At 71.0% G+C, this 22,704-nt stretch carries 27 protein-coding genes; 11 read left to right on the top strand and 16 right to left on the bottom strand.

The features are described from left to right. Positions 1–6 precede the first annotated feature (6 nt). Both FXO23_RS37780 and FXO23_RS37775 read left to right on the top strand, forming a co-directional pair. A complete protein-coding gene (locus tag FXO23_RS37780) occupies positions 7–1,242 on the top strand; it encodes an MFS transporter (protein ID WP_158891374.1) in 1,236 nt (411 codons plus the stop codon). Further along, on the top strand, positions 1,242–2,150 hold the full coding sequence (locus tag FXO23_RS37775; RefSeq protein ID WP_158891372.1) for an SDR family oxidoreductase: 909 nt from the start codon (positions 1,242–1,244) through the stop codon (positions 2,148–2,150). Before FXO23_RS37780 ends, FXO23_RS37775 begins: the two co-directional genes overlap by 1 nt. A 3-nt stretch (positions 2,151–2,153) precedes the next feature. Here FXO23_RS37775 and FXO23_RS37770 read toward each other — a convergent pair whose 3' ends face one another. Together FXO23_RS37770 and FXO23_RS37765 are read right to left on the bottom strand one after the other, a co-directional pair. Beyond that, positions 2,154–3,272, bottom strand: a complete 1,119-nt coding sequence (locus tag FXO23_RS37770) for an NAD(P)/FAD-dependent oxidoreductase (RefSeq protein WP_158891370.1) — start codon at positions 3,270–3,272, stop codon at positions 2,154–2,156. 77 nt (positions 3,273–3,349) lie between these two features. After that, a complete protein-coding gene (locus tag FXO23_RS37765) occupies positions 3,350–4,201 on the bottom strand; it encodes an SAM-dependent methyltransferase (protein ID WP_158891368.1) in 852 nt (283 codons plus the stop codon). A gap of 97 nt (positions 4,202–4,298) precedes the next feature. Between FXO23_RS37765 and FXO23_RS37760 the strand changes: the two genes are divergently transcribed. Next, entirely contained in the window at positions 4,299–4,958 is a 660-nt protein-coding gene (locus FXO23_RS37760; RefSeq protein WP_158891366.1) for a histone deacetylase, read from the top strand. Here FXO23_RS37760 and FXO23_RS37755 read toward each other — a convergent pair. Continuing rightward, positions 4,942–5,340: an NUDIX domain-containing protein gene (locus FXO23_RS37755; protein ID WP_425484945.1), complete on the bottom strand. Its 399-nt coding sequence runs from the start codon at positions 5,338–5,340 to the stop codon at positions 4,942–4,944. The two genes, FXO23_RS37760 and FXO23_RS37755, sit on opposite strands and share 17 nt — an antisense overlap. A 234-nt stretch (positions 5,341–5,574) precedes the next feature. Between FXO23_RS37755 and FXO23_RS37750 the strand changes: the two genes are divergently transcribed. Then, positions 5,575–6,570: an alpha/beta hydrolase gene (locus FXO23_RS37750; RefSeq protein ID WP_158891364.1), complete on the top strand. Its 996-nt coding sequence runs from the start codon at positions 5,575–5,577 to the stop codon at positions 6,568–6,570. Between the two features lie 4 nt (positions 6,571–6,574). On the opposite strand, the gene FXO23_RS37745 is transcribed toward FXO23_RS37750, so the two are convergent. Continuing rightward, positions 6,575–7,063, bottom strand: coding sequence for an SRPBCC family protein (locus FXO23_RS37745; RefSeq protein ID WP_425484946.1), 489 nt, complete (start codon positions 7,061–7,063; stop codon positions 6,575–6,577). A 61-nt stretch (positions 7,064–7,124) separates the two neighbouring features. Here FXO23_RS37745 and FXO23_RS37740 point away from each other — a divergent pair, with 61 nt between their 5' ends. Further along, positions 7,125–7,709: a TetR/AcrR family transcriptional regulator gene (locus FXO23_RS37740; RefSeq protein ID WP_158891362.1), complete on the top strand. Its 585-nt coding sequence runs from the start codon at positions 7,125–7,127 to the stop codon at positions 7,707–7,709. A gap of 193 nt (positions 7,710–7,902) precedes the next feature. Here FXO23_RS37740 and FXO23_RS37735 read toward each other — a convergent pair whose 3' ends face one another. The 3 genes from FXO23_RS37735 to FXO23_RS37725 all read right to left on the bottom strand — a co-directional run bounded on the left by FXO23_RS37735 (position 7,903) and on the right by FXO23_RS37725 (position 10,394). Beyond that, a complete protein-coding gene (locus FXO23_RS37735) occupies positions 7,903–8,301 on the bottom strand; it encodes a nitroreductase/quinone reductase family protein (RefSeq protein WP_158891360.1) in 399 nt (132 codons plus the stop codon). A gap of 65 nt (positions 8,302–8,366) precedes the next feature. After that, complete coding sequence (locus FXO23_RS37730) at positions 8,367–8,936, bottom strand: TetR/AcrR family transcriptional regulator (RefSeq protein ID WP_158891358.1); 570 nt, start codon at positions 8,934–8,936, stop codon at positions 8,367–8,369. A 9-nt stretch (positions 8,937–8,945) separates the two neighbouring features. Next, positions 8,946–10,394 (bottom strand): adenylosuccinate synthase, encoded by a 1,449-nt coding sequence (locus tag FXO23_RS37725; protein WP_158891356.1) that lies wholly within the window; start codon positions 10,392–10,394, stop codon positions 8,946–8,948. Between the two features lie 516 nt (positions 10,395–10,910). Between FXO23_RS37725 and FXO23_RS37720 the strand changes: the two genes are divergently transcribed. After that, on the top strand, positions 10,911–11,771 hold the full coding sequence (locus tag FXO23_RS37720) for a universal stress protein (RefSeq protein ID WP_158891354.1): 861 nt from the start codon (positions 10,911–10,913) through the stop codon (positions 11,769–11,771). Here the strand turns inward: FXO23_RS37720 and FXO23_RS37715 are convergent. From FXO23_RS37715 to FXO23_RS37700, 4 genes are read right to left on the bottom strand one after another with little or no spacing between them, the layout of a single operon-like run. Further along, entirely contained in the window at positions 11,760–12,572 is an 813-nt protein-coding gene (locus FXO23_RS37715; protein WP_158891352.1) for a P-loop nucleotide/nucleoside kinase family protein, read from the bottom strand. The genes FXO23_RS37720 and FXO23_RS37715 overlap by 12 nt on opposite strands. A 3-nt stretch (positions 12,573–12,575) precedes the next feature. After that, positions 12,576–13,433: an LLM class flavin-dependent oxidoreductase gene (locus tag FXO23_RS37710; protein WP_158891350.1), complete on the bottom strand. Its 858-nt coding sequence runs from the start codon at positions 13,431–13,433 to the stop codon at positions 12,576–12,578. 38 nt (positions 13,434–13,471) lie between these two features. Beyond that, on the bottom strand, positions 13,472–14,281 hold the full coding sequence (locus FXO23_RS37705) for an oxidoreductase (protein ID WP_158891348.1): 810 nt from the start codon (positions 14,279–14,281) through the stop codon (positions 13,472–13,474). Between the two features lie 3 nt (positions 14,282–14,284). Continuing rightward, on the bottom strand, positions 14,285–15,466 hold the full coding sequence (locus FXO23_RS37700; protein ID WP_158891346.1) for a cytochrome P450: 1,182 nt from the start codon (positions 15,464–15,466) through the stop codon (positions 14,285–14,287). A 159-nt stretch (positions 15,467–15,625) separates the two neighbouring features. Here FXO23_RS37700 and FXO23_RS37695 point away from each other — a divergent pair, with 159 nt between their 5' ends. Then, complete coding sequence (locus FXO23_RS37695) at positions 15,626–16,327, top strand: helix-turn-helix domain-containing protein (RefSeq protein WP_158891344.1); 702 nt, start codon at positions 15,626–15,628, stop codon at positions 16,325–16,327. Positions 16,328–16,330: 3 nt separating this feature from the next. Here the strand turns inward: FXO23_RS37695 and FXO23_RS37690 are convergent, their stop codons facing one another. Continuing rightward, positions 16,331–16,867: a cysteine hydrolase family protein gene (locus tag FXO23_RS37690; protein WP_179956987.1), complete on the bottom strand. Its 537-nt coding sequence runs from the start codon at positions 16,865–16,867 to the stop codon at positions 16,331–16,333. A 54-nt stretch (positions 16,868–16,921) separates the two neighbouring features. Between FXO23_RS37690 and FXO23_RS37685 the strand changes: the two genes are divergently transcribed. Then, the gene (locus tag FXO23_RS37685; protein WP_158891342.1) at positions 16,922–17,749 is read left to right on the top strand and encodes a MerR family transcriptional regulator; all 828 of its coding nucleotides are present in this window, start codon (positions 16,922–16,924) and stop codon (positions 17,747–17,749) included. Between the two features lie 15 nt (positions 17,750–17,764). Here the strand turns inward: FXO23_RS37685 and FXO23_RS37680 are convergent, their stop codons facing one another. Then, entirely contained in the window at positions 17,765–18,175 is a 411-nt protein-coding gene (locus FXO23_RS37680; RefSeq protein ID WP_343034551.1) for a VOC family protein, read from the bottom strand. A 105-nt stretch (positions 18,176–18,280) separates the two neighbouring features. On the opposite strand from FXO23_RS37680, the gene ligD reads away from it, so the two are divergent. Then, positions 18,281–19,273, top strand: a complete 993-nt coding sequence (ligD, locus tag FXO23_RS37675) for a non-homologous end-joining DNA ligase (protein ID WP_158891340.1) — start codon at positions 18,281–18,283, stop codon at positions 19,271–19,273. 79 nt (positions 19,274–19,352) lie between these two features. Beyond that, complete coding sequence (locus FXO23_RS37670; RefSeq protein WP_158891338.1) at positions 19,353–19,847, top strand: SRPBCC family protein; 495 nt, start codon at positions 19,353–19,355, stop codon at positions 19,845–19,847. A 102-nt stretch (positions 19,848–19,949) separates the two neighbouring features. Here FXO23_RS37670 and FXO23_RS37665 read toward each other — a convergent pair whose 3' ends face one another. Then, entirely contained in the window at positions 19,950–20,429 is a 480-nt protein-coding gene (locus tag FXO23_RS37665) for an SRPBCC family protein (RefSeq protein WP_158891336.1), read from the bottom strand. After that, a complete protein-coding gene (locus FXO23_RS37660) occupies positions 20,426–20,764 on the bottom strand; it encodes an ArsR/SmtB family transcription factor (protein ID WP_158891334.1) in 339 nt (112 codons plus the stop codon). Before FXO23_RS37660 ends, FXO23_RS37665 begins: the two co-directional genes overlap by 4 nt. Before the next feature lie 256 nt (positions 20,765–21,020). Between FXO23_RS37660 and FXO23_RS37655 the strand changes: the two genes are divergently transcribed. After that, the gene (locus FXO23_RS37655) at positions 21,021–21,245 is read left to right on the top strand and encodes a hypothetical protein (protein ID WP_158891332.1); all 225 of its coding nucleotides are present in this window, start codon (positions 21,021–21,023) and stop codon (positions 21,243–21,245) included. Between the two features lie 21 nt (positions 21,246–21,266). Here the strand turns inward: FXO23_RS37655 and FXO23_RS37650 are convergent, their stop codons facing one another. After that, the gene (locus FXO23_RS37650) at positions 21,267–22,466 is read right to left on the bottom strand and encodes an alpha/beta hydrolase family protein (RefSeq protein WP_158891330.1); all 1,200 of its coding nucleotides are present in this window, start codon (positions 22,464–22,466) and stop codon (positions 21,267–21,269) included. Positions 22,467–22,704: the final 238 nt, after the last annotated feature.

Below are 22,704 nucleotides of genomic sequence, written 5' to 3'. Positions count from 1 at the left end.
GGAACGATGAGCACGGCACTATTCCCGGTCGAGGCCCAGCACCGCCGCACCGGCCTGGCGGTCGGCCTCGTGGCGTACGCGTTCGCCGCGACCATGGCCGGTACCACCCTGCCGACCCCGCTTTATCAGCTCTACCAGCAACAATTCGGATTCGGCAGCCTGCTCACCACGGTGATCTACGCGGTCTACGCGGCCGGTGTGGTGGCGATGCTGCTGCTGTTCGGGCGGGCCTCCGACGCGCTCGGTCGCCGTCCGCTGCTGCTGACCGCTTTGGCGACCTCGGCCCTCAGCTCGTTGGTGTTCCTGACCGATGCCGGACTGCCGGTGCTGTTCCTCGGCCGGATCGTGTCCGGGTTCTCCGCCGGACTGGTCACGGCCGCCGCCACCGTGGCGATGGCCGAACTGGCCGCGCCCCGGCACCGGGCCCGGGCCACCATGGCCGCCACCGCGGTCAACATGCTGGGGCTGGGCTGCGGTCCGCTGCTGGCCGGGCTGCTCGCCGACCACGCACCGGCCCCGCTGCGGCTGCCGTTCCTGGTGCACCTGGCCCTGCTGGCGCTCGCCGTCGCCGGACTGTGGCGCGTCCCGGAAACCGTGCCGCCCCGGGATAAGGCGCCGCTGCGTGCCGCGCTCCGCCCGCGGTGGCCGGCCGTTCCCGAGCCGACGCGGGCGGTGTTCATCCCTGCCGCGATCGCGGTCTTCGCCGCCTTCGCCGTCTTCGGGCTGCTCACCGCCGTCGAACCCGGTCTGCTCGCCACCCTCCTGCCCCGGTCCGGTCACCTGCTCGCCGGTGCCGTCGTGTTCTCGATGTTCGCCGGGTCGGCGCTGAGCCAGGTGGCCTCGGTGCGCCGGACCGCGCGGACCGCGCTGCCCGCCGGCTGCCTCGTCCTGGTGCTCGGCCTCGCCGGGATCGGCACCGCGTTGACCACCGGTTCGCCCGTGCTGCTGGTGCTCGCCACGTTCGTGGTCGGGATCGGGCAAGGCGTCAGCTTCCGCGCCGGGATGACCGCGGTGACCGAGCACAGCCCGGCCGATCGGCGCGCCGAAACGGTTTCCGCCTTCACCGTGGTCGCCTACCTGGGCATCTCGGTCCCCGTCGTCCTGGTCGGCGTCGCCGCCGCATTCGTCGGCCTGCACACCGCCGCCATGGCGTTCACCGTCGTCGTCGCCGTGGTGGCGCTCGCCGCCCTGGCCGCGATCCTCCGATTGAACCGGCGGCGCCGAGGTGGTTCACTCCCGTGATGGAAAGACCGCTGGCGGGCAAGGTCGCGCTGGTCGCCGGGGCGACGCGGGGCGCGGGCCGGGGAATAGCCGTGCAGCTCGGCGCGGCCGGGGCGACCGTCTACGTCACCGGCCGGACGAGCGGGTCGCTGCGTTCGGAGATGAACCGGCCGGAAACCATCGAGGAGACCGCGGCCCTGGTCGACGAAGCCGGTGGGCGGGGGATCCCGGTCCGGGCGGATCATCTCGTGCCCGCGGAGGTGCGGGCGCTGGTGGAGCGCATCCGGACCGAACAGGGCCGCCTGCACGTTCTGGTGAACGACATCTGGGGCGCCCGGATCGAGTGGGACAAGCCGGTCTGGGAGTCCTCTTTGGACAATGGGTTGCACACCCTGCGCCTTGCCGTGGACACCCACGCCATCACCAGTCATTTCGCGCTCCCGCTGCTCATCGAGACGCCGGGCGGACTGGTCGTCGAGGTGACCGATGGCACCGACGAGTACAACGCGGCCAACTACCGGGTGTCCTTCTTCTATGACCTGGCCAAGGCGTCGGTGAACCGCATGGCCTCCGCGTTGGCGCACGAACTGCGGCCGCACCGGGCTACGGCGGTTTCCCTCACCCCGGGCTGGCTGCGTTCGGAGGCCATGCTCGACGCCTATCGCGTCACCGAGGAGAACTGGCGGGACGCGACCGCACGCGCACCGCATTTCGCCATCTCGGAAACCCCGGCGTACGTGGGCCGGGCCGTCGCGGCGCTCGCCGGTGACCCCGACGTGGCCCGCTGGACCGGGCAGTCGCTGTCCAGCGGGCAACTCGCGAAGGTCTACGGCTTCACCGACCTCGACGGGAGCCGGCCGGACGCCTGGCGCTACCTCGTCGAAGTCCAGGACGCGGGCAAACCCGCCGACGTGACCGGCTACCGCTGACGGTCAGGACACCACCTTGGTCACCACCGGGTGGCGCTGGGCCGGCACCGTGCTCCGCACGATCAGCTCCTTGTAGAACGCCGCCACGCGGCCGGTGAGCACGGCTTCGACCGGGCTGTCGTCCGCGCGGACGAACTGGATCAGCCCGTCCCGCCGCCCGAGGCTGACGCACTGGTTGAGGTACCGGAAACGCAGGGGCTTCGGTTCGCGCCCGGCGAGGCGGTCGGCGAGCGCACCGGCCGCCCGCACCGCGGCGGGCAGCCCGGTCGCGCACGCCATCCGCAGTTCCTGGCCGCCGCCGGGCAGGCGGGCGGCCGCGGCGTCGCCGACCCCGTAGACCTCCGGATGCGAGACCGAGCGCAGGGTTTCGTCCACGATCATGCGGCCGCGGGCGTCGACGGCGAAGCCGGCCTCGCGTGCCACCGGCGGCACCCGGAAGCCGGTGGTCCACACGACGGTGTCCGCGCCGACGTGCTCCCCGCCGGTCAGCACCAGGCCGTCCGCGCGGACCTCGGCGACCCGGACCCCGTCGCGCAGTTCGATCCCCAGCCGCCGGAAGACCCGGCCCAGGTGGCGGCGCGCGCGTTCGGACAGCGCCTCGCCGAACCGGCCGCTCGTCACCAGCCGCACCTTCAGCTCCGGATGCGTCTCGGCCAGCTCGGTGGCGGCTTCGATCCCGGTCAGCCCGCCCCCGACCACGGCGACGGTCCCGCCCGCGGCGACGCGGTCCCGCAGCCGCAGCGCGTCCTCGGCCCCCGCCACGGCGTAGGCGTGCTCGGCCGCGCCGGGCACCGGGTCGAGATCGGCCTGACTGCCCAGGGCGTAGATCAGCACGTCGTACCCGAGGGTGCGCGCCTCCCGGGCCAGCCGGACGGTCCGCTCCGCCGCGTCGATCCCGGTCACGCGGTCGACGACGAGATCGACGCCGGTGCCCTTGAGCAGGTCCGCGAGTGGCAGGTCCCGCGGGGTTTGCCCGCTGGCGAGCTGGTGCAGCCGCACCCGCTCGACGAACCGGTCGGCCGCGTTGACCAGGGTCACCGCCGCGTTCGTCCGCTTGGCCGCGAGCTTGGCGGCGATGAGCCCCGAATACCCGGCGCCGAGAACCACGATCCTGGTTGCCATCACGTTCTCCCTTCGACGGTGTGGAGAACCGGCGAGCGGGACGACGCGTGACAACGCGTGGGGCGGCTCACAGGGCGTCACGGTTTGCGGGCGACCACCCCGACGATGCACTTCTCGACGTCGTTCAGGACCTTCGGGCCGTCCGGCCACCACTGGTCGCAGAGTTCGAGGCCGGGCCCCTTGTCGGGGTTCGGCGCGATCAGTTCCAGTCCCGGCAGCAGGGCCAGGATCTCCTCGCGGGTGCGGAACCGGCCGGACTTCATCGGGCTGTGCATGAAGTGGTATTCCATCTTGCGGGCCAGCTCGGACAGCTCCGGGGTCTCCGGGTTGAAGAAGTGGGCGATGACCACGAAGGAGCCCGTCGGCATGCCGTCGACGTACTCGCGCATGAGGTCGCCGCCGTTGTCGGCCGTGTAGTGGTGCAGGGTGCCGACGTGCAGCAGCGCGAGCGGCTCGTCGAAGTCGATGTAGGTGCGCACCTTCACGTCGTCCAGGACCTGCGACGGCTGGAAGATGTCGGCGTCGACGAAGAAGCTCTTGTCGTTGTCCTCGAGCAGGGCGCGGCCGTGGGCGATGACGACCGGGTCGTTGTCCACGTACACCACGCGGGCGTCCGGGTTCACCCGCTGCGCGACCTGATGGGTGTTCTCCGCGGTCGGCAGGCCGGACCCGCAGTCGAGGAACTGCGTGATCCCGGCTCGCTCGGTGAGGAAGCGGACGGCGCGCTTGAGGAATTCGCGGTTGGAGACGGCGAGGTCGCGGACTTGCGGCGCGGCCTTGGCGACCTGCTTGAGCACTTGGCGGTCGATTTCGTAGTTGTCCTTGCCACCGAGCGCGGCGTCGTAGACCCGGGCGATGCTCGCGCGGGTGGGGTCGACGCCGACCGGCACGGTGGTGGGGGAGGAGTATTTGGAGGCCTGATCGGGCATCGTTACCTCGTAGGGGCGGGTCGTCCTCGTCGTGAACCCGCCTAACGTAGCGTAGTGCGACGAGATCACGTCGTATACGCCCGCCGAGGTGACCGAAATGGATGAGCCGGAACCCGGATCGCCTCCACAGTGGATCTGGTATGCCAGCTACGGCTCGAACATGTATGCCGAGCGGCTCCGCAGCTACCTCGAGGGCGGTACGCCGCCGGGCGGGAAGCTGCGCTGCCCCGGGTGCCGCGATCCCCGTCCACCGCGCCGCACGACCGCGTGCCGCGTGCCCGGCGGCGTCTACTTCGCGACCGAATCGCAGGTGTGGGGCGGTGGCCGCGCGTTCTTCGATCCGGCGCTGCCCGGTGTCGCGGCGATGCGCGCGTACCTGGTGACCGTCGGCCAGTTCTCCGACATCGCCGCCCAGGAGATGTACCGCGATCCGGCCGCCGACCTCGACCTGACCCCGGTCCTCGCCACCGGACGGCACGCGCTGGGGGAGGGGCGGTACGAAACGCTGCACCACGTCGCGGACCTCGACGGATATCCGGTGCTGACCTTCACCGCGCCCTGGTCGGCGGCCGAGGTCGAACCGAACCCGCCCTCGGCGGCCTACCTGCGCATGCTGGCCGGTGGCCTGGTGGAGGGGCACGGCTGGGACATCGACACCGCGGCCGCCTACCTCGCCGGTCTGCCAGGCGCCGCCGGGCACTGGACCGCGCGGGCGATCGCCGCGCTGGACGGTCGCCGGGTCAGCGGGTGTTCGTGAGCGTCTGGCGCACGTGCCACATCAGGTCGAGCCCGGCCGCCTCCGCCGGGGACAGCCAGGCGAATTCGTCGTGCTCCGCGGGGTTGAGCACCACCTCGGCGCGAGCGTCCTCGCGCACGTCGTAGGTGCGGGCGCGAATCCGCAGGGCGCGCCCCGCCACGTCCATCCAGGTGTGGTGACTGCGTTCGCCGATGATCCGCACACCGAGGCCGGTCTCCTCGGCGGTCTCCCGCACCGCGGCCAGTTCCGGCGGCTCGTCCGGCTCCACGGTTCCGCCGGGCAGTTCCCAGGTGCCGCCGAGGAACGCGGCGGCCTGCCTGCGGAGGAACAGGATCGCGCCGTCGCGCACGATCCAGCTGTAGGCCAGGTGTTTCTCGTCCACCTCAAGGATCTTGGCCGATCCGCGGGGACGGTCCGGCATCGCCCCGCGAGTCACCGGGATCGTGGCCGCCGGCGAGCTACGCGCGTCGGTGACCGGCGAAAAACAAAAACAATCATCTGGAGCAGAGCCGGAATCGCGGGAACCGCACTTCCGTGACAAGCCATTCGAAATGCCGGTGAAGGTCGTGCGTGAGCGTTGTGCGGTCGGTCATTTCCCCACTACCGTGCCCGGGTCATGAGGTTACGTGGGAAGGCATGCGGGGCGTTGGCCGGTCTGGTGGTGCTCGCGGCGGGAACCCTCCTGCCGGGCGCGGCGGCCGCCCCGGCGATTCCCGTGGTTTCGGCCGACGACGGCGCGCGGGTGGTGCGCGAAACCGCGGTGGACGCGCGGACGATCGATCTGGAGATCGCCTCGCCCGCATTGGGCGCCAACGCTTCGGTGCGGCTGCTGCTGCCCGCGCGCTGGCGCGCCGAACCGGGACGGACCTGGCCGGTGCTGTACCTGCTGCACGGGTGCTGCGCGGACCCCGATTACCGGTCCTGGACCGAGTTCACCGACGCCGAGCAGTTCCTGGCGGACAAGGACGTGCTGACCGTCCTGCCGTCGGACGGTCCGGCCGGGATGTACTCGCGCTGGTGGAACTACGGCCGTTCGTCCATTCCGGACTGGGAGACGTTCCACGTGACCGAGGTCCGGCAGATCCTCGAACGGGGCTACCGGGCGGGCACGAAACGCGCCGCGGCCGGGTTGTCCATCGGCGGGTACGGGGCGATGGCCTACGCCTTCCGGCACCCGGGGACCTTCGGCGCGGCCGCCTCCTTCAGCGGCTCGATCGACAGCCTCCACGGGTTCACGCCCAGCGGCACCAAGGGAGTCCTGAAGAACGTGGGGCTGGACCCCAACGCCCTGTGGGGCGACGAGTGGCAGAACCGTCCACTGTGGTCAGAGCACAACCCGGCCGACCACGTCGACGCCTTCCGCGGCATCGGGCTGTACGTGTCCGCCGGTGACGGCACCCCCGGGCCGCTGGACCCGCCCGGCGCGGAACCCGAGCCGCACGAGACCATGGCGCTCGCCTCGTCCCTCAGCTTCACCGATCGCCTGCGCGAGCGGGGAATCCCGGTCACCACGAACTACTACGGGCCCGGCACGCACGCCTGGCCCTACTGGGAGCGGGAATTCCACGCCGCGTGGCCAGTGCTGGCCCGGGGGCTGGGACTGCCCGGGTAGCGGTTCACGCGACGCGCATCGCCTTGCGCAGCAAGCGAACCCACGGCGACCTGCGGGCTCGCCGACGCGGCGGGTGACCGAGCTCGTCGGCCGCGCGATCGAGGAGCTCCTCCAGGACGGCGTCGTGCATCCACCGGATCGCCAGTGCCCAGAGCACGCGCATCCGCGGGGTGACCGGCCGCCCGATCGCGGTGTGCCGCAGCACGCTGTGGTCCGCGCGCTCGCCGTCGAGCACCTCCACGAAATGCTCCCCGGCCAGTCCGCCCGCGGGATCGAACCGGAACTCGACGCGGCGCCCGGGCTGGTACGCCGTCACCCGGTAGCGGATCTGGCCGTGCCCGCCGTCGGCGCCCACCCCCAGCGGGGCGTCGAACCGCATCGGCGGCCACCCGGGCGGCCACAGCCGATCGTCCACACCGGACAGAGTGTCCAGCAGCCTGCCGAGTTCCTCCGGCGGCACCGGGTATTCCCGCTGGTGCACATTGCTGACCATCAACACGACGCCTCCTCCATACGGCTGCGTATGGTATGTCCGTACGGTACCGTATGGCGTCGTGGCGGAAAAGAGTGTCGGGAAGACGCGCAAATCACGGGCGGACTGGACGGCGGCCGCACTCGATGCGCTCGCCGAAGGCGGCGTCGCGGCGGTGGCGATGGAACCGCTCGCCGCTCGGCTCGGCACGACCAAGGGCAGCGCGTACTGGCATTTCGCCAACCGCGACGAACTGCTGCGCAGCACGCTGGAACGCTGGGAGGCCGAGCACACCGAGGCGGTGATCGAGTACATCGAGTCGCGGCCGGATCCGCGGGACAGGTTGCACGCGCTGCTCGGCGCCGCACTGCGGTTGTCCCGGGGCAGCACGGTCCTCGCGGCCATGCTGGCCGCCGCCGAGCATCCGGTGGTCTCGCCGATCCTGAACCGGGTCACCGATCGCCGGATCGGTTACCTGGCATCGCTCTTCGCCGATCTGGGCTTCGGGCGGGCGGAGGCGCGGCGCCGGGCGGTGCTCGCCTACAGCACCTACGTCGGCAACGTCGCGCTCCAGCGCGCGCTGCCCGACCGCCTGCCGAAAACGGCGGCCGCGCGCGAAGCCTACGTCCGCGACGCGCTCACCGCGTTGACCGCGCGCGGGTCGTGAGCGTTTGAGCCGGTTCTAGCCGGTCTGAACACTCACGACCCCCAGCCCCCGGTCCCCCTCGCTCACGCGGGCAAGGAGGTCACCACGATGGGACGTGCCGCCGCGACACGCCCCGAAAGTGCGCGCACTTTCGGGGCGACCGAACGAGGCGACCACCCGACTAGGCGGCCGATCGCCGACTTTCGCGGGTGGATCAGTCGAAGTCGATCCGGATGGTCAGCAGGTTGGTGCCGAGCGCGCGGACCAGCAGGCCGTTCGTCCGCGGCAACCGCCGCAGGCGCAGCCGGGGATCGTCGTCGGGCAGCGGGACCGCGGTGCCCGGCCGCCACCGGCCCCGGAGTTGCAACCGGACCCGCGGATTCGCCTCGATGTTGCGGACGTACTGCGCGTCCCGGCCGTCCCCGGCGACCAGCCAGAAGCCGGTGCCCTCGACGCGGCCGCCGACCGGGGTCCGGCGCGGGAGCCCGCTCCGGCGACCGGTGGTCTCGAGCACGGCCTGGCCGGGGATGACCGGAGCGAGCCGCCGCATCACCGGGTTCGCCAGGTACTTGTGGAACCAGCCCACCACTTGCCGTTTCCGCGCCGTTGACATGGCACCTCCCAGGGGGTTGCCGAGACTGGCTGTCTCGACAAAGCTTACCGAGACCAGCGGTCTCGTCAACCCGCGAGCGTCCTGGCGAGCGAGCGGGCGACCTCCCGGGTGAGCGGGGCGTGCCCGATCAGGACGCGGTACCAGAGCAGCCCGTAGGCCTGGTCGATCATCAGTTCCAGATCGGCGTCCCGGGGCAGTTCGCCCCGGGCCTGCCCGCGTTCCAGGATCTCGCGCAGCGCGCCCCGGCGCCGGGCGGTGAACTCCGCCAGCACCTCGGCGGCGGGCTCGTCGCGCAGGGCTTCCGCCATGACGGCCCGGAGCGCGGCACGGGCCGATTCCTCGGCGGCGCCGAGGAAGGTGTCGGTCAAGAACGCGGTCAGGTCTCCGGCGAGCGTGCCGGTGTCGGTGCCCGGGGCGGTGTCGGCGGCGCGCCGGCTCATCGCCTCCAGCAGCACCGCGCCCTTCGACGGCCACCACCGGTAGATCGTCTGCTTGCCGACCCCGGCGGCCTCGGCGATCATGCCGATGGTGACCGCCGGGCCCGATCGGCCGAGCAGGTCCACGGCCGCGTCCAGGATGGCCTCCCGGGCGGCCTCGTTGCGCCGCCTGCCGGTGTGCGGCCGCTCGCTAGCCATGGCGGCATTCTACCGCTTGACGAGACCTGGAGTCTCGACAAGGATTCCGGCGATCTCCGACGCGGGTTTCATCAGCATGTCCGTATCACGCGGTCCCTTGGTCGCGGCGCCGACCGGGGTGTCCAGGTAGTCCTCGATGAAATCGATGAATTCCCGGGCCTGCGGCGGAAGATCCGCGTACCGGGTCAGGCCGCGGGTGTCGCGCAGCCAGCCGGGGAAGAACCGGTACACCGGCGTGCACGCGGACAGGAATTCGTGCTCGGGCTGGAAGTCCGTCACCAGGTTCCCGTTGTGCTCGTACGCGACGCACACGCCGATCTGTTCGAAGGTGTCCAGCACGTCGAGTTTGGTCAGGACGACACTGGTGTACCGGTTCAATTCGGCGGCCCAGCGGGCCTGCACCAGATCGAGCCAGCCGCACCGGCGTTCGCGGGCGGTGGTCGTGCCGAACTCGTTGCCGACCTCGCGGATGCGGGCGCCGAGCGGGCTGAGGTCCTCGGTCACGAAGGCGCCGTTGCCGACCATGGTCTGGTAGGCCTTGAGCACGCCGATCCGGTGGTTGACCCGGCCGGGCTCCAGGCCGCTGCCGCTCGCGACCGAGTAGAACGCCGTCGGCGAGGTGGTCACGTACGGGTAGATCCCGTGCTCCGGGTCGATGAGCGGGCCCTGCGCGCCCTCGAAGAGGATCGAGTACCCGGCGTTCGCGGCGGCGTTGATGAGCGGCACCGAATCGACGGCGCGGGCGAGCAGGAGGTCGCGGTACGCCAGCAGCCAGTCGACGTTTTCCCGGACTTTCGCCTCGGGCAGGGCGAAGAACTGCACGTTGTCCCGGATGCGCTGCTCGACGCGGTGTGGATCGCGCAGGTCCCAGACCCGGACGCCGACCCGGTTGATCTTGCTGATGTTGGCGGGCCCGATCCCGCGCTGCGTGGTCCCGATCTCGACCGTCCGGCCGAACTTGTCGTGCTCCTGCCGCTCGTCCACTTCCCGGTGCAGTGGCAAGACGAGGTGCGCCCGGCCGCTGATCAATAAACGGTCGAGCGCGTCCGGCACTTGCTCGGCGATCGCCTCGAATTCCCGCGACAATCTTTCCGGGTTGATCAGCACGCCATTTCCGAGAATTCCGATCCGGCCCGGATGCCGCATTCCGGAAGGCAGAATGTGATTCCGGAAGACGACCTGACGGCCGGTGTCATCCTCGAATACGGTGGTATGGCCGGCGTTGTCCCCGCCCTGGGCGCGCACCACCAGCTGGTGCACGGCGGCCAGCCGGTCGGTCATCGCGCCCTTGCCGCCGTCGCCCTGCTGCAGATCGCCGACCCAGGTGATGGCCTGGTCCGCGCCGGGCGCACCGGCGAGTTCCAGGATGGTACGCAGGTACTGCTGCCGTCCGTCGAGCCGGAGGCGGCGGATCGCGCGGACGTCTAACTGTCTTCCTGGGACATCGATCGACCCCAAAGGAAACTCCCAACAAAAGCAGATCGGCGGCGACCTGGCAGGACCCGTAAGGCATGTCTCAAGTTCACCACGACCGCGTCGGGGAACGACCATTCGTGCGGACTACGAGGTGTAGTCGGCCGGAAACTCACAGCGCATCGCGTGCGGACGATGTGCTAGATTCCGGTCTGGCCGAAGGCTTGTTTCCATATTGTTTTCCCAATGAGACAGGTCACGCTCCCGGTGAATCGGTCGAGTCAACAATACTTCGGCTCGGGCCCCGTTTCTTTACGCGCGAGTATATGGTGACTGTGATCACCGTGCCCGGATCGGTGTCAAATAGACACGCCGCCGTGACAGTGGCGTGTTAATTGGCAAGCCCTGACGAACGGCAGGATGACCCACGATCATGACAGATCGGTGTGCGCCGGGCCGATAGGGCCGGAGGTCCCTCCGTCACGCGACGAAGGCCAACAGCGCCCCGCCGGACCGCCTCCCTAGCGTGGGAGCGATCGGAAGGGCGAGCGGGTGAGGCCGATGAACGGGTCGATCGTTGCCGGGGTGGACGGATCGGATTCGTCGAAGCACGCGCTGCGCTGGGCCGCCGCGTTCGCGGCCAACCGGAAACTCCGCCTGCGGATCGTGCACGCCGTCGGCTCCGCCGGGGAACCGCCCGCACCGGGGGACGTGTTCGACATCGCCGCGCGGGATGCCCGGGAGATCCTGCGTGCGGCGGCCTGGACGGCTCGTGCGGTGTCGCCCGCGCTCACGGTCACCACGTCGGCGCGCCCGGAACCGCCGATCCCGTTGCTGCTGGGGCTTTCCCGCTCGGTGCGGGCGCTGGTCCTCGGTTCGTCCGGTCGCGGCGGCTTCGCCGGGATGCGGATCGGGTCGACCGCGAACGCGGTGGCGAGCCACGCGCACTGCCCGGCGGCGGTGATCCGGGGCCCCGATCCGCGAGCGGGCGACGGTCCGGTGGTGGTGGGGGTCGACGGCAGCCCGGACGGCGAACGGGCGATCGCGCTGGCCTTCGACGAGGCCTCGTCGAAGGGCGCGCCGCTGGTCGCGGTGCACGCGTGGCACGAGGCCGGCGGCGAAAGCGCCTGGTCCTTCGTCGACTGGGACCTGCTGGCCGAGGACGAGCGGCGGGTGCTGGCGCAACGGCTGGCGTGCTGGCAGGAGAAGTACCCGGACGTCCGGGTCGAACGCGTGGTGGTGCGGGACAATCCGCGGCGTCAGCTGCTGGCGTGGTCGGACAAGGCGCAGCTGGTGGTCACCGGCGGCCGGGGTCTCGGCGGGTTCCGCGGGCTGCGGCTCGGCTCGACCAGCCACGCGCTGATCCAGCACGCGCGCTGCCCGGTGCTGGTCGTGCGCCCGGAGGCGCCGTCACCGCGGTGACCGGCCCGGCTCGTGCCCGGGCGCCAGGATCCCGGGCTGTGCGGGGAAGTCGGCGACAACGTACTCGAGTTGTTCCTCGCATCCGGCCCGCCCGCATTCGCAGGCGAACGCGCGGACCGCCTCGCGCGGGTCCCCGCTCGCCCAGGGCCGGGCGAAGTAGGCCCGGTGCTGGGCGACGATGGCCTGGTTGGCGTACCGCAGCAGCCGGCTTCGTTCCGCCGCGCTGGTGGCCACCGGGCCTTCGGCGAGCGCGGCGGCGAAGTGGTCCTCGACCGCGGCGACCGTCTCCTCGACGCCGCGGTGGCCGTCGACGATCAGCTTCCGGCCGCCGTACTCGGTCACCTGCTCTCCGATTTCCCTTACCAGCGCGGTGTACAGCTCGAGCACGCGCGGCGACAGGTTCCGTTCCGCGAGCCGATCGCGTTGCACCTCGGCCGAGGGCAGCAGCCACACCGCGCGGTCCCCGGTCCCGGCGACCGGCGGCGTGACCGGCGTGCCCTCGGCGACGGTCAGCGGCGACGGCGGCAGCACGCGGAGATCGTCGACGATCATCGGTCCGCGTTCGTGGTGCAGGGACATCGCGAGCTTCTCCGCCGGAGGCGCCGCCCACCGCTCTTCGGGCGTCATCGCCTCCCACCGGATCGCTTCCGGGTGACCGGCCGCGATGGCCCGGTCGCGGTGTTCCCACGTGTGCGCGTCGGCGTTGTACCAGCGGAGGCCGTGGCGGCGGGCGAGCAGCCGGGCGACGGTCGACTTGCCGGCGCCCGGCGGCCCGCCGATCCACAGGACGGAACGGAGCACCGGTCAGCGACGCTCCACGTCCGGGCCGTTCCGGTGGGCGGCCACGGTCGCGAGTGCCTGCCAGGCCGCCTCCGGGTGGAGTGTTTCCCGCGGGTCGCCGCGGAACGGGTCGAGCAGGACCTCCTCGGCGCCGAGGAGGCGCAACCGGTCCAGATCGTCGATGATCTGGTCGATCGAGCCTTCGCCGGCGAGGCGGCCGGGCTCGGTGCACGGCTTTTCGGTGAGCCGCAGGACGATCCGCGGCGCGAGCGCGGGCACCGGCCGCCGCTCCTCGGCCGCGGCGGCCGTCAACCGGTCCGCCGCCGCTTCCAGCCAGGGGAGTGTGGAGTGCAGCGGATGCCACCCGTCACCGAGGCGCACCGCCCGGCGCAGTGCGGCGTCGCTGTTGCCGCCGACCCAGATCGGGATCCGCCCGCTCCGGTAGTCCTGGTCGTTCTCCCACGCGGTCCGCAGGGTGCGCAGGTGCTCGTCGGTCAGCTTTCCCCGCTGCCGGAACGGAACGCCGAGCGCGTCGAACTCCTGCCGCGCCCAGCCGACGCCGACGCCGAGGACCAGCCGTCCCCCGCTGAGCTGGTTGAGGTTGGCGGCCATCCGCGCGATGAGCAACGGGTGCCGGTAGGGAACGATGAGCACCGTGGTCCCGAGCCGGATCCGGTGCGTGCTCCCGGCCAGCCAGGAGAGCGTGGTGAAGGGTTCGTAGAACGGCGCCGGGTATTTGTCGGCGACATCGGCGGTCACCGCGATGTGGTCGGACACCATGAGCCGGTCGAAGCCGAGCCCCTCCACCGTCTGCGCCCAGCCGCGCAGCACGCCGGGGTCGGTTCCGGGGCCGAAGTTGGGCACGTTGACGCCGATACGCATCGGTCCAGGCTATCCGGCCGCGGGCAGCGCGGGTTCTCCTACTTGATCGAGCGGGTGGCCAGTTCGTCGAACTCGCGATCCGGCAAGGTCCGGTTGAGCCGCAGCAGTTCGTCGGCGAGGTGGCCGACGGCGTACCGGGTCTCCGGGCGGCCGGACTCGACGGCCCGCCGGATGGTCTCCGCGACGACCGCGGGATCGGAGCCCTCGCTCAGCCCGGTCTCGCCGCGCCGCGCCATGGCCTCGGCCATCTCCCGGTAGGCGCCGTTGCCGGAGAACTCCGTCAGCTGCGCGGCCGTCTGGTCTTCGAACTCGGTCTTGATGATGCCGGGCTGGATGACCACGACGTCGACGCCGAACGGCTCGGCCTCCATGCGGAGCGTGTCGGAGTAGGCCTCGAGCGCGTGTTTCGACGCGTAGTACCAGGCGCCGAGCGGCAGCGAGATCTCGCCGCCGATCGAGGAGACGTTGACGATCGTGCCGGATTTCCGCGCGCGCATCCCCGGCAGGACGAGCTGGACCAGCCTGGCCGGTGCGAAGAGGTTGACCTCGAACTGGTCGCGCGCCCGGTCGATCGGCACGTCCTCGACGGCGCCGTGCAGCACGGTCCCGGCGTTGTTGACCAGGACGTCGATCCTCCCCTCGGCCTCGAGGACGGTCGTGACCGCCCGCTCGAGGTCCGCGCCCTTCCGCGCGTCCATCTCCAGTGCGTGGCCGCCTGCGGCGCGAATGGTGTCCATTTTGGACACACGCCGCGCGGCGCCGTAGACCCGGTGCCCGGCGCGCAGCAGCTCGAGCGCGGTCGCCAGCCCGATCCCGGACGAGGCCCCGGTGACGAGACACACCTTCATCGTTCATTCCTCCCAGCTGACGGGCAGTTCGTGCACGCCGTAGATGAGCATGTCGGCGCGCAGGGCGACGTCTTCGGCGGGAATCGCCAGGCGCAGCGCCGGAAACCTGGTGAGCAGCGCGGGCAGCACCACCTGCAACTCCACCCGCGCGAGCTGCTGACCGAGGCATTGGTGGACGCCGTGACCGAACGCCACGTGCCCGCTCGCCGGGCGGAGCAGGTCGAGGGTGTCCGGATCGGCGAAGCGCGCGGGGTCGCGGTTGGCCGCGGGGACCGAGACGGTGACCGTCTCCCCGGCCGAGATCCGCTCGCCGTGCAGCTCGAGGTCGGTCAGCGCGGTGCGGACCGTGAACGGGATGATGCTCAGGTAGCGCAGCAGCTCCTCGACCGCGTGCCCGGCAAGGCCCGGGTCGGCGCGCAGGGCGGCCAGCTGGCCGGGGTGGCTGAGCAGGGCGAAGACGCCGAGCGCGAGCATGTTGGCCGTGGTGTCCAGACCCGCGCCCAGCAGCACGAACCCGATGTTCACCAGTTCCTCGTCGGTGAGGTCGCTGGTGGTCAGGCCGCTGAGCAGGTCGTCGGTGGGCGCGGCGCGCTTGGCCGCCACCAGTTCGCGGATGAACTCGTGCACCGCCGAGTAGGCCGCCGCCAACTGTTCCGGCGAGGCGTCCAGGCGGAACAAATCCAGTGCGTGCCCTTGGAAGCGCGCCCGGTCCGCGTACGGCACGCCGAGCAGTTCGCAGATCACCTGCGCGGGAATCGGCTGCGCCGCCGCCCGCACCAGGTCCACCGGTCCGCCGTGCCGCGCCATGGCGTCGAGGTGCTCGTCCGTGATCTTCTGGATCTGCTCGGTGAGCCGGCGCATGCGGCGGACGGTGAACTGGCCGGTGAGCAGGCGGCGGTAGCGGCCGTGCTCCGGCTCGTCCATGCCGGAGAACATCCCGGGCGGTGCGGGCTGGTTGCCGCCGGGGGCGCCGGGAACCGGCAGATGCCGCAGCTCGGGCCGGACGCTGAACCGCGAATCGGCCAGCACCTCGCGCACCAGGGCGTGGCTGGTCACCAGCCACCCGGTGTGCCCGTCCGGGTAGCTCAGCCGGCTCAGTGGGCGCTGCTCGCGCAGTTCGGCCAGCCCGGCGGGTGGATCGAACGGCCGGCCGGCGAGCCGCTCGGTCGGCAGTGATGGGGCCATGTGCGCCTCCTTTTCGTTTGCGATATGCGAAACACTAGGAGCGATTTTCCGAAGCGGGCAACCAAAGATTCCCAAATAGCGAGGTAGGATCGATGCAATTGATGCAATGACCCTGCAGCTGAATGCACCAAGGGGTGCACTCGGGCCGAGGGAGGACGGATGCCGGGGGAACGGCTGACCTACGAGGAGCGCCAGCGCATCGCCGCGGGACTGGCCGCGCGGCTCAGCTACGCCGAGATCGCCCACCGGCTGGGGCGGCCCCGGTCAACGATCATCCGCGAGGTGGCGCGCAACGGCGGCGCGCACGCCTATCGGGCCAACCAGGCACAGCAGGCGACCAAGTGGCGGTCCCGCCGCCGCAAGCCGGTCCCGCAACCGGTCGCGCCGGCCGCCGGCAGCCGCGGTGGCGAACCGCTGGCACGCCACGAATTCGAGGCGGGATTCGCCGAGATGATGACCCGGACCGGGGTCCCGGCGATGATGGCGAAGGTGCTCGCCTGCCTGTTCACCAGCGAGACCGGCAGCCTCACCGCCGCCGAACTCGTCGCCCGGCTGCGGGTCAGCCCCGCGTCCGTCTCCAAGGCCGTCGCCTGGCTCGAGCAGCGCGGCCTGGTCGGACGCGAACGCGACGGCCGGCGAGAGCGGTACCTCATCGACGACCACGTCTGGTACCAGGCGTGGCTGGCCAGCGTCCAGTCCATGGCCCAGTGGGCGGAGTTCGCCCAGCGGGGCGCGGACCTGTTCGGCGCCGGCACCGCCGCGGGAGCCCGGCTGCACGCCACCAGCCAGTTCTTCCAGCACCTCGGCCACGACATGATCCAGGCGGCCGAGCACTGGCGGCAAACCCTCTCCGCGCGCTGAGCTTCACCAGCAGTCGGCGGCGGGAACCAGGCGCAGCCGCCCGCCGGGGTGGACGGCGCGGCTGAGCACCCCGTTGTGGTGCTCGACGACCTGCTGGGGCGTGAGCCCGGCGGCGGGATCCCCGTCGGTCATGGGAGCGTGCCCGTCGCTGACCAGATCGACATCCAGGCCATGGCTGAGCGCCGAGCGAGCCGTGGCATCGACGCAGTAGTCCGTGGCCACCCCGGTGATCACCACGGTGTCCACCGCCCGGGCCGCCAGCAGGTCGGCCAGTTCGGTGCGGAAGAAGCTGTCGGTGGCCTGTTTTCGCACCCGCGGATCGGTTTCGCGCACGCCGAGGCGCGGGCTGAGCTGCCATCCGGGCGACCCTTCGGCCAGCGGCGTACCGGCCGGCCCCGTCTGCTGCACGGCGATGACGGGCACCCCTCGAGCACGGGCCGACTCCACCAGCGCGGCGATCCGATCGACCAGTTCCGCACCCCGCCAGATCCCGGGAACGATGGCATCCTGCATATCGATGATCAGCAATGCCGAACCCACGGAAGTGAGCGTAGTTGACCCTGACACCGTGTCATGGTCTGCAGTGGGTTCGTCATGTTGAGCATCGGAGAACTCGCTCGGCGCGCCCGGGTCTCGGTCCGGATGCTGCGCCACTACGACGCTGTGGGGCTGGTGGTGCCCGAACGGGTCGATCCGGTGACCGGCTACCGCTGGTACGCCACCTCGCAGATCGGCCGGGTCAACAGCCTCGTCGCGCTGCGGGAGCTCGGGTTCACCCTGGACCAGTGCCGCACCGTCCTGGACGACCGGGTCACCGTCGAACAGCTGCGCGGCATGCTGCTCCTGCGCCAGGCCGAGCTCGAACAGCGCATCGAGACCGACACGCGGCGGCTCGCGGAGGTCGAGCGGCGGCTCCGATCGATCGAGGAAGGGCTGACCATGACCACCAGCACGCTGCGGCTCGAACCGCTGCCCGCGCTCCGCCTCGCCCAGGTCAGCGGCGAGGTCAACGACGTCAGCGAGATCGGCGACATGGTGGATGCCCTGTCCGAGACCCTCGCCGCGCGGCTGGCCGCGGCCGGGGTGCCGATGAGCGGGCGCGGCGTCCGCACCTACTACGGGCGCCCGGACGGGTCGAAGATCGACGTCGCGGCAGGGGTGCCGCTCGCCCCGGACGCCGATCCGGTGACCGGGCTGGAACTGGCCGAGCTGCCCGCCGAGGAACGGGCGGCGGTGGTGACGCACCGCCGCGCGGCGGAAGACACCACTGATCCCTGGCTCACCGTCGACGTCGCCCTCGCGGAGCGCGGCCTCGAGTCCTACGGGACGTACCGGCTGGTCCACCTCCGGGACACCGACGACGACCACGAGGTGGTCGAGCTTCAGTGCCCGGTGCGGGACAGCGGCGCCTGCGCCGGGTAGCGCGCGGGACTCCGGTCAACCCGCCAAGAACAAGCAGAACGGATGGCCGACCGGATCCAGCATGACCCGGACGTCGTCCTGTGGTTGGAATTCGGCGAGCGTCGCACCGGCCTGCCGGGCCCACGCCACGGCGGCCTCGAGTTCGTCGACGGCGATGTCGAGGTGCGTCTGCGCCTGCTGCTCGCCCGCGACCGAAGGCCACACCGGCGGCAGGTACCCGGATTCGTACTCGAAGTTCAACGTCGGCCCCGCCGCACCCTCGGGCGGCCGGATCTGCGCCCACCCGTCCTCGGGCGGGCAGCCGTCGCGCGGCGGCTCCGTCGCGGTCACCGGCCATCCCAGCAACCGGCTGTAGAACGCGGCGAGTTCCCGCGGGTCGGGCGCCGAGATCGACACCGACGTCACGCGCAAGGTCGGCTGGGCCACCCGGCGACCATACCGACGGGGCATGATCCGGCGTTACTAGGCCATTCGGGTTACGCTGCTGGCACGGCGTCCGCACTTGTGCAGGTGCACCGGAAGGGAGTGACCATGGCCGCGGTTCCCGAGCCGGTCGCTCCGATGCTCGCGGTCGACGGGGAGGTGCCTTCCGGCGGCTACGGCCTGGAGATCAAATGGGACGGTTTCCGCTGCTGCGTCCAGGTCGCGCCGGACGGCACCACGCGGCTGACCAGCCGGCTGGGCAACGACATCACCGCCACCTACCCCGAACTCGGCGGCGCGTTCACCGACGCGCTCGGCGGGCGGGCCGGGGTCCTGGACGGTGAGCTGGTGGTCGTGGACGAGCGCGGGCACCCGGATTTCGGGCGGATGCAGATCCGGCACCAGCGCGGCCCGGCCACCGCGCTGCTGCGGCAGTACCCGGTCACCTTCTTCGCGTTCGACCTGCTCCGGCTCGGCTCGGCTTCGCTGGTGCGCGAACCGTACGCGGAACGCCGGGACCACCTGGCGGGGCTCGAGTTCGCGGACGCCCGCCGGGTGGTGGTCCCGCCGCATTACACCGACGCCGAGATCACGCCCGCCGAACTGCTCCGAGTGGTGGCCGATCGGCACCTCGAGGGCATCGTCGGGAAACGGCTGGATTCGCCGTACCAGCCCGGGAAACGGTCCGGGTTCTGGATCAAACGGGCCCTGGTCAGAACGCACGAGGTGGTGATCGGCGGATGGCAGCCCGGTGGAGGCCGCCGCACCGACATGATCGGCTCGTTGCTGCTCGGCGCGCACGACGAGCGCGGCGACCTGCGCTACATCGGTCACGTCGGCACCGGGTTCACCGAACGGGCCCTGCACGATCTGCTGGACCGGCTCCGGCCGCTGGAACGTCCGACCAGCCCGTTCGCCAACCCGGTGCCGCGCGACCGCGTCCGCGACGCCCGCTGGGTCGAACCCCGCCTGGTCGGCGAGGTCGTCTACCGGAAGTTCACCGGCAACTCGACGACCGAGGAACGGCGCCTCCGCCATTCGGCCTGGCGCGGATTGCGGCCGGACAAGGAACCCGCGGACGTCGAACTGCCGATCTCTTGACACCACTACATTTCTCCCCGAGTGCGCGGTCGCTGCCCGGGTGTTGTCGCCGTCGCCCCGCACTGGTTACGTTGACCGGATGGAACCGTCGATCTCGCGCAGTGTGGAGATCGCCGCCGAGCCGGACGTGGTGTGGTCGCTGGTCACCGATCTGCCGGGGATGGGCGCGTTCAGCCCGGAGAACATCGGCGGCCGCTGGCTGGGCGGTGCCACCGGACCGGCCCTGGGCGCGGAGTTCCGCGGCGTCAACCGCAACGGCCGCAAGCGGTGGGAGACCACGGCCCGGGTGATCGCCTGCCGGCCCGGCCGCCTGTTCACCTTCGACGTGCGCGCGCCGATCGGCGTGCGGGTGTCCCGCTGGTCCTACGAGATCACCCCGGCCGGGGACGGTTGCGTCCTCACCGAGAACTGGTACCGGGTCGGCAGCTGGTTCGTCCGCCGTTTCCTGGGCCCCCGCGTCACCGGCCGGGCCGATCGGCCGGGCTTCAACGTCGAGTCGATCGAGCACACCCTCGCCGCGGTCAAAGCCCGCGCCGAGCGTCCACAAAGGACCGGCGAGCGGGGTCAGGGATAGGCCACGCGGTAGCGCAGGTGCGTCACGCGCACGCCCTCGACGACCTCGACCCGTTCGAACCGTCCAGGGACATCGAAAAGCTGGAAACGACGTTTCCCGCGGTCACTCGCCCGGCGCCGGGAGGAGTTCGGCGAGGCGGTCCATCGAATCGCGCATGCCGCTCTCCATACCGGAGGCGGCCGCGCTGTCCCTGGCCTCGACCGAGGGGAACACGGCGTGCGTGCGCAGCAGGGTGCGCCCGTTCCGCTCCTCGAACGTGGCGTACTCGAGGGTCACCTGGCCGGGCGCCCCTTCGAATTCGAAGGTCTGGATGATCCGTTCGCCGTCGAGCACGGTGTGGAAGACCCCGCGGAAACCGTATTCGTTCCCCTGGTCGTCGCGGTGCACGTAGCGGTAGCTGCCGCCCGGCCGGGCGTCGAATTCGAGGAGGTCCATCTTCAGGTCGCGGGGGCCCAGCCACTGGACGACGAGTTCGGGCTCGGTGTAGGCGCGGAACACCTGCGCGGGTGTCGCGTCGAACTCGCGCCGCATCTCGATGAACGGGGTGCCCGGCTGCGCGGTGATGGTGGTGGGGTTGGTCATTTTTCCTTCTCCTTCAAGGTGTCGAGTACGGCATCGAGCCGGCGGTGGCGACGTTCGGCAGTGAGCCGGTAGTCGTCGATCCAGCTGGTCAGCGCTTCCAGCGCGGCCGGGTCCAGGTGGCAGGGCCGGCGCTGGCCGTCCCGGCTGCGGGTGATCAACCCGGCCGCCTCCAAGACCTGGATGTGCCGCGAGATCGCCTGCTTGGTGATCTCGAACGGCTCGGCGAGTTCGTTCACCGTCGCCTCACCGCGGGAAAGCCGCGCGATCAGTGCTCGGCGCACGGGATCGCCCAGTGCCGTGAACGCCCGATCCAGCCAGTCGTCGTCAACCGCCATCTTTATCAACCGTTTCGTTTATCAACCGATGCGTTGAATATAACGGCGGCGAGCGGACCCGTCAACAGGTCCGCTCGGATGTGCCCGGAGCGACGAACGGACTACGGACCGAGAGGGAAGCTTGAACACAAGGCCACAGGTCCCTGAGTCGCCGGGACTGTCGGCCGTAGTTGCTGAGAATCTGCCGCGCTAAACAAGAGGTCTGGTCGCGAGGCACTGGTCAGCCGTGATCACAGCCGGATAAGGGGAGTAGATCGTGCCAGTCGTCGTCAGCATTTTGCTCGTCCTGGCCGCGGGGTTGTACGTGGGCAGCCGGGTCAACGCCGCCCGGGAAGCGCACGCGCAGTTCAGCAGTTACCGGACGCGGATCGGGAAGCGGTTCACCGACTGGGTGCGCAGCACGGTGATCGCCGTCCTCGGTGTCGCCGGGATGGTGTTCCTGGTGTTCGCCGTGCTGTTCATGCACGACAGTCCGCGCTGATCCGGGCCACGCCCCCGCCGGTCAGTTGCGCTGGCCCGGCGGGGACGTGAGCACGGTGCGGGTGACGAAATCGGCGAGCAGCTTCTCGTAGCGGAGGGGGTCGCTGTTCCAGGTTTCGACGTGCTCGGCGCCCGGGAACTCGTGGTACTCCATCGGCCACCCCACCCGCTGGGCCGAGGCGAAGAAGTCCCGGCTCAGCTGCACGGGGACCTGGGTGTCCGCGTCGCCCTGGAGGAGCAGCGTCGGCGGTTTGACGGCCGGCGGATGGTTGAGCAGATCGAGCTGCTCGAGGTCCATCCCGGTGCGCCATTTGATCACCTGACCGGTCAGCCAGGTCGCGAAACCCGGTGCGCCGTACTGTTCCGCGCTGTGCTCGCCCACCCTTCGCATGCTGCTCGTCGGCGCGTCCATGAGAACCGAGGTGACCATCCCGGCCAGGGGTGAGCGGGCGAGGAACTGACCGGCGATCTGGCCGCCGTTGGAAGCGGCGTGCAGGAAGATCCGCCGGGCGCCCTGGCCCTGCGCGTAGCGGACCGCCGATTCGAGGTCCCGCCATTCCGACTCGCCGAGGTGCATCAGCCCGTCTTCGGAGGCCGGGGCCCCGTCGTCGTTCCGGTAGGTGATGGCGAGGACCGGCAGGCCGAGCCGGTGGTAGGTAGGCAGCACCGGGGTCAGGGCGTTGCGGCGGCCGTTCTGGCCGTGCACCGCGATCACCCAGGTCGACTCCGCGGGCCCGGTGGCCGGGACGAACCAGGCCGGCGCGGGGCCGAGTTCGGTCGGCACCGAGACCTCGGTGAAATCGAGGCCGATCCCGATCTTCGGATCGGAGGGCACCACCATGGTCACCGCGACCGGGGTCCCCTTCGGCGGAACCGGGCCGTCGAGCAGCGGCCGTTCCACGGAATCCGGGGCCTGGGCGGTGATGTCCCCGATCCGCGCGGAGCCCTCGCGCCACGCCAGCCAGTACGTCCCGCGCCGGTGGGTCATCGGGCTGGACGCGCTGAGCACCACGGTCTTCCCGGAGCCGGTGTCCCGCACGTCGAGCACGGTGTCGGGATAGGTCGGGTGGTTGGCGGGGTCGTGGTTCGGCTTGACGGCCTGATCGCTCGCCCACCACGCGACCCCGAAGAGCCCGGCGGCGGCGAGCAGGACCAGCACGATTCCGGCCACGATGGTGATCCGCGGCCAGCGACGCTTACGACGTGGGGTCTCCTCCTGCATGTGTACAACGTACACGAGCCGTGTGTACGTTGTACACCTCGACCCTCAGACTTGGTTCCCTTACAAGAGTCGGTGAACGGGGTTTGGGTGTGCAGGCGTCGCCTGGCTGCCACCCCGATGCTCGTCGCGCTTTGTCGGCCAAGAGGGCCGCAACGAGGCCGTGCTCGTCGGGGTGCCCGGGGGGTCACCTACCGAAATGGGGAACTCGGCCTGCCGAAACGAGGGACTCGCACGTCCG

The organism is Amycolatopsis anabasis (assembly GCF_009765355.1).
Taxonomy (GTDB): Bacteria; Actinomycetota; Actinomycetes; order Mycobacteriales; family Pseudonocardiaceae; genus Amycolatopsis; species Amycolatopsis anabasis.
This window is presented reverse-complemented; position numbering and strand designations above follow the sequence as displayed.

What these genes read in the sequence shown, in the direction of transcription:
- FXO23_RS37685 (WP_158891342.1), top strand. Translation starts at nt 16,922, where the DNA reads ATGTTGAGCATCGGAGAACTCGCTCGGCGCGCCCGGGTCTCGGTCCGG.
- FXO23_RS37700 (WP_158891346.1), bottom strand. Translation starts at nt 15,466, where the DNA reads ATGGCCCCATCACTGCCGACCGAGCGGCTCGCCGGCCGGCCGTTCGAT.
- FXO23_RS37695 (WP_158891344.1), top strand. Translation starts at nt 15,626, where the DNA reads ATGCCGGGGGAACGGCTGACCTACGAGGAGCGCCAGCGCATCGCCGCG.
- FXO23_RS37665 (WP_158891336.1), bottom strand. Translation starts at nt 20,429, where the DNA reads ATGACCAACCCCACCACCATCACCGCGCAGCCGGGCACCCCGTTCATC.
- FXO23_RS37650 (WP_158891330.1), bottom strand. Translation starts at nt 22,466, where the DNA reads ATGCAGGAGGAGACCCCACGTCGTAAGCGTCGCTGGCCGCGGATCACC.
- FXO23_RS37745 (WP_425484946.1), bottom strand. Translation starts at nt 7,063, where the DNA reads ATGGTCAGCAATGTGCACCAGCGGGAATACCCGGTGCCGCCGGAGGAA.
- FXO23_RS37660 (WP_158891334.1), bottom strand. Translation starts at nt 20,764, where the DNA reads ATGGCGGTTGACGACGACTGGCTGGATCGGGCGTTCACGGCACTGGGC.
- FXO23_RS37705 (WP_158891348.1), bottom strand. Translation starts at nt 14,281, where the DNA reads ATGAAGGTGTGTCTCGTCACCGGGGCCTCGTCCGGGATCGGGCTGGCG.
- FXO23_RS37770 (WP_158891370.1), bottom strand. Translation starts at nt 3,272, where the DNA reads ATGGCAACCAGGATCGTGGTTCTCGGCGCCGGGTATTCGGGGCTCATC.
- FXO23_RS37730 (WP_158891358.1), bottom strand. Translation starts at nt 8,936, where the DNA reads ATGGCTAGCGAGCGGCCGCACACCGGCAGGCGGCGCAACGAGGCCGCC.
- FXO23_RS37775 (WP_158891372.1), top strand. Translation starts at nt 1,242, where the DNA reads ATGGAAAGACCGCTGGCGGGCAAGGTCGCGCTGGTCGCCGGGGCGACG.
- FXO23_RS37720 (WP_158891354.1), top strand. Translation starts at nt 10,911, where the DNA reads ATGAACGGGTCGATCGTTGCCGGGGTGGACGGATCGGATTCGTCGAAG.
- FXO23_RS37765 (WP_158891368.1), bottom strand. Translation starts at nt 4,201, where the DNA reads ATGCCCGATCAGGCCTCCAAATACTCCTCCCCCACCACCGTGCCGGTC.
- FXO23_RS37710 (WP_158891350.1), bottom strand. Translation starts at nt 13,433, where the DNA reads ATGCGTATCGGCGTCAACGTGCCCAACTTCGGCCCCGGAACCGACCCC.
- FXO23_RS37750 (WP_158891364.1), top strand. Translation starts at nt 5,575, where the DNA reads ATGAGGTTACGTGGGAAGGCATGCGGGGCGTTGGCCGGTCTGGTGGTG.
- ligD (WP_158891340.1), top strand. Translation starts at nt 18,281, where the DNA reads ATGGCCGCGGTTCCCGAGCCGGTCGCTCCGATGCTCGCGGTCGACGGG.
- FXO23_RS37780 (WP_158891374.1), top strand. Translation starts at nt 7, where the DNA reads ATGAGCACGGCACTATTCCCGGTCGAGGCCCAGCACCGCCGCACCGGC.
- FXO23_RS37735 (WP_158891360.1), bottom strand. Translation starts at nt 8,301, where the DNA reads ATGTCAACGGCGCGGAAACGGCAAGTGGTGGGCTGGTTCCACAAGTAC.
- FXO23_RS37670 (WP_158891338.1), top strand. Translation starts at nt 19,353, where the DNA reads ATGGAACCGTCGATCTCGCGCAGTGTGGAGATCGCCGCCGAGCCGGAC.
- FXO23_RS37760 (WP_158891366.1), top strand. Translation starts at nt 4,299, where the DNA reads ATGGATGAGCCGGAACCCGGATCGCCTCCACAGTGGATCTGGTATGCC.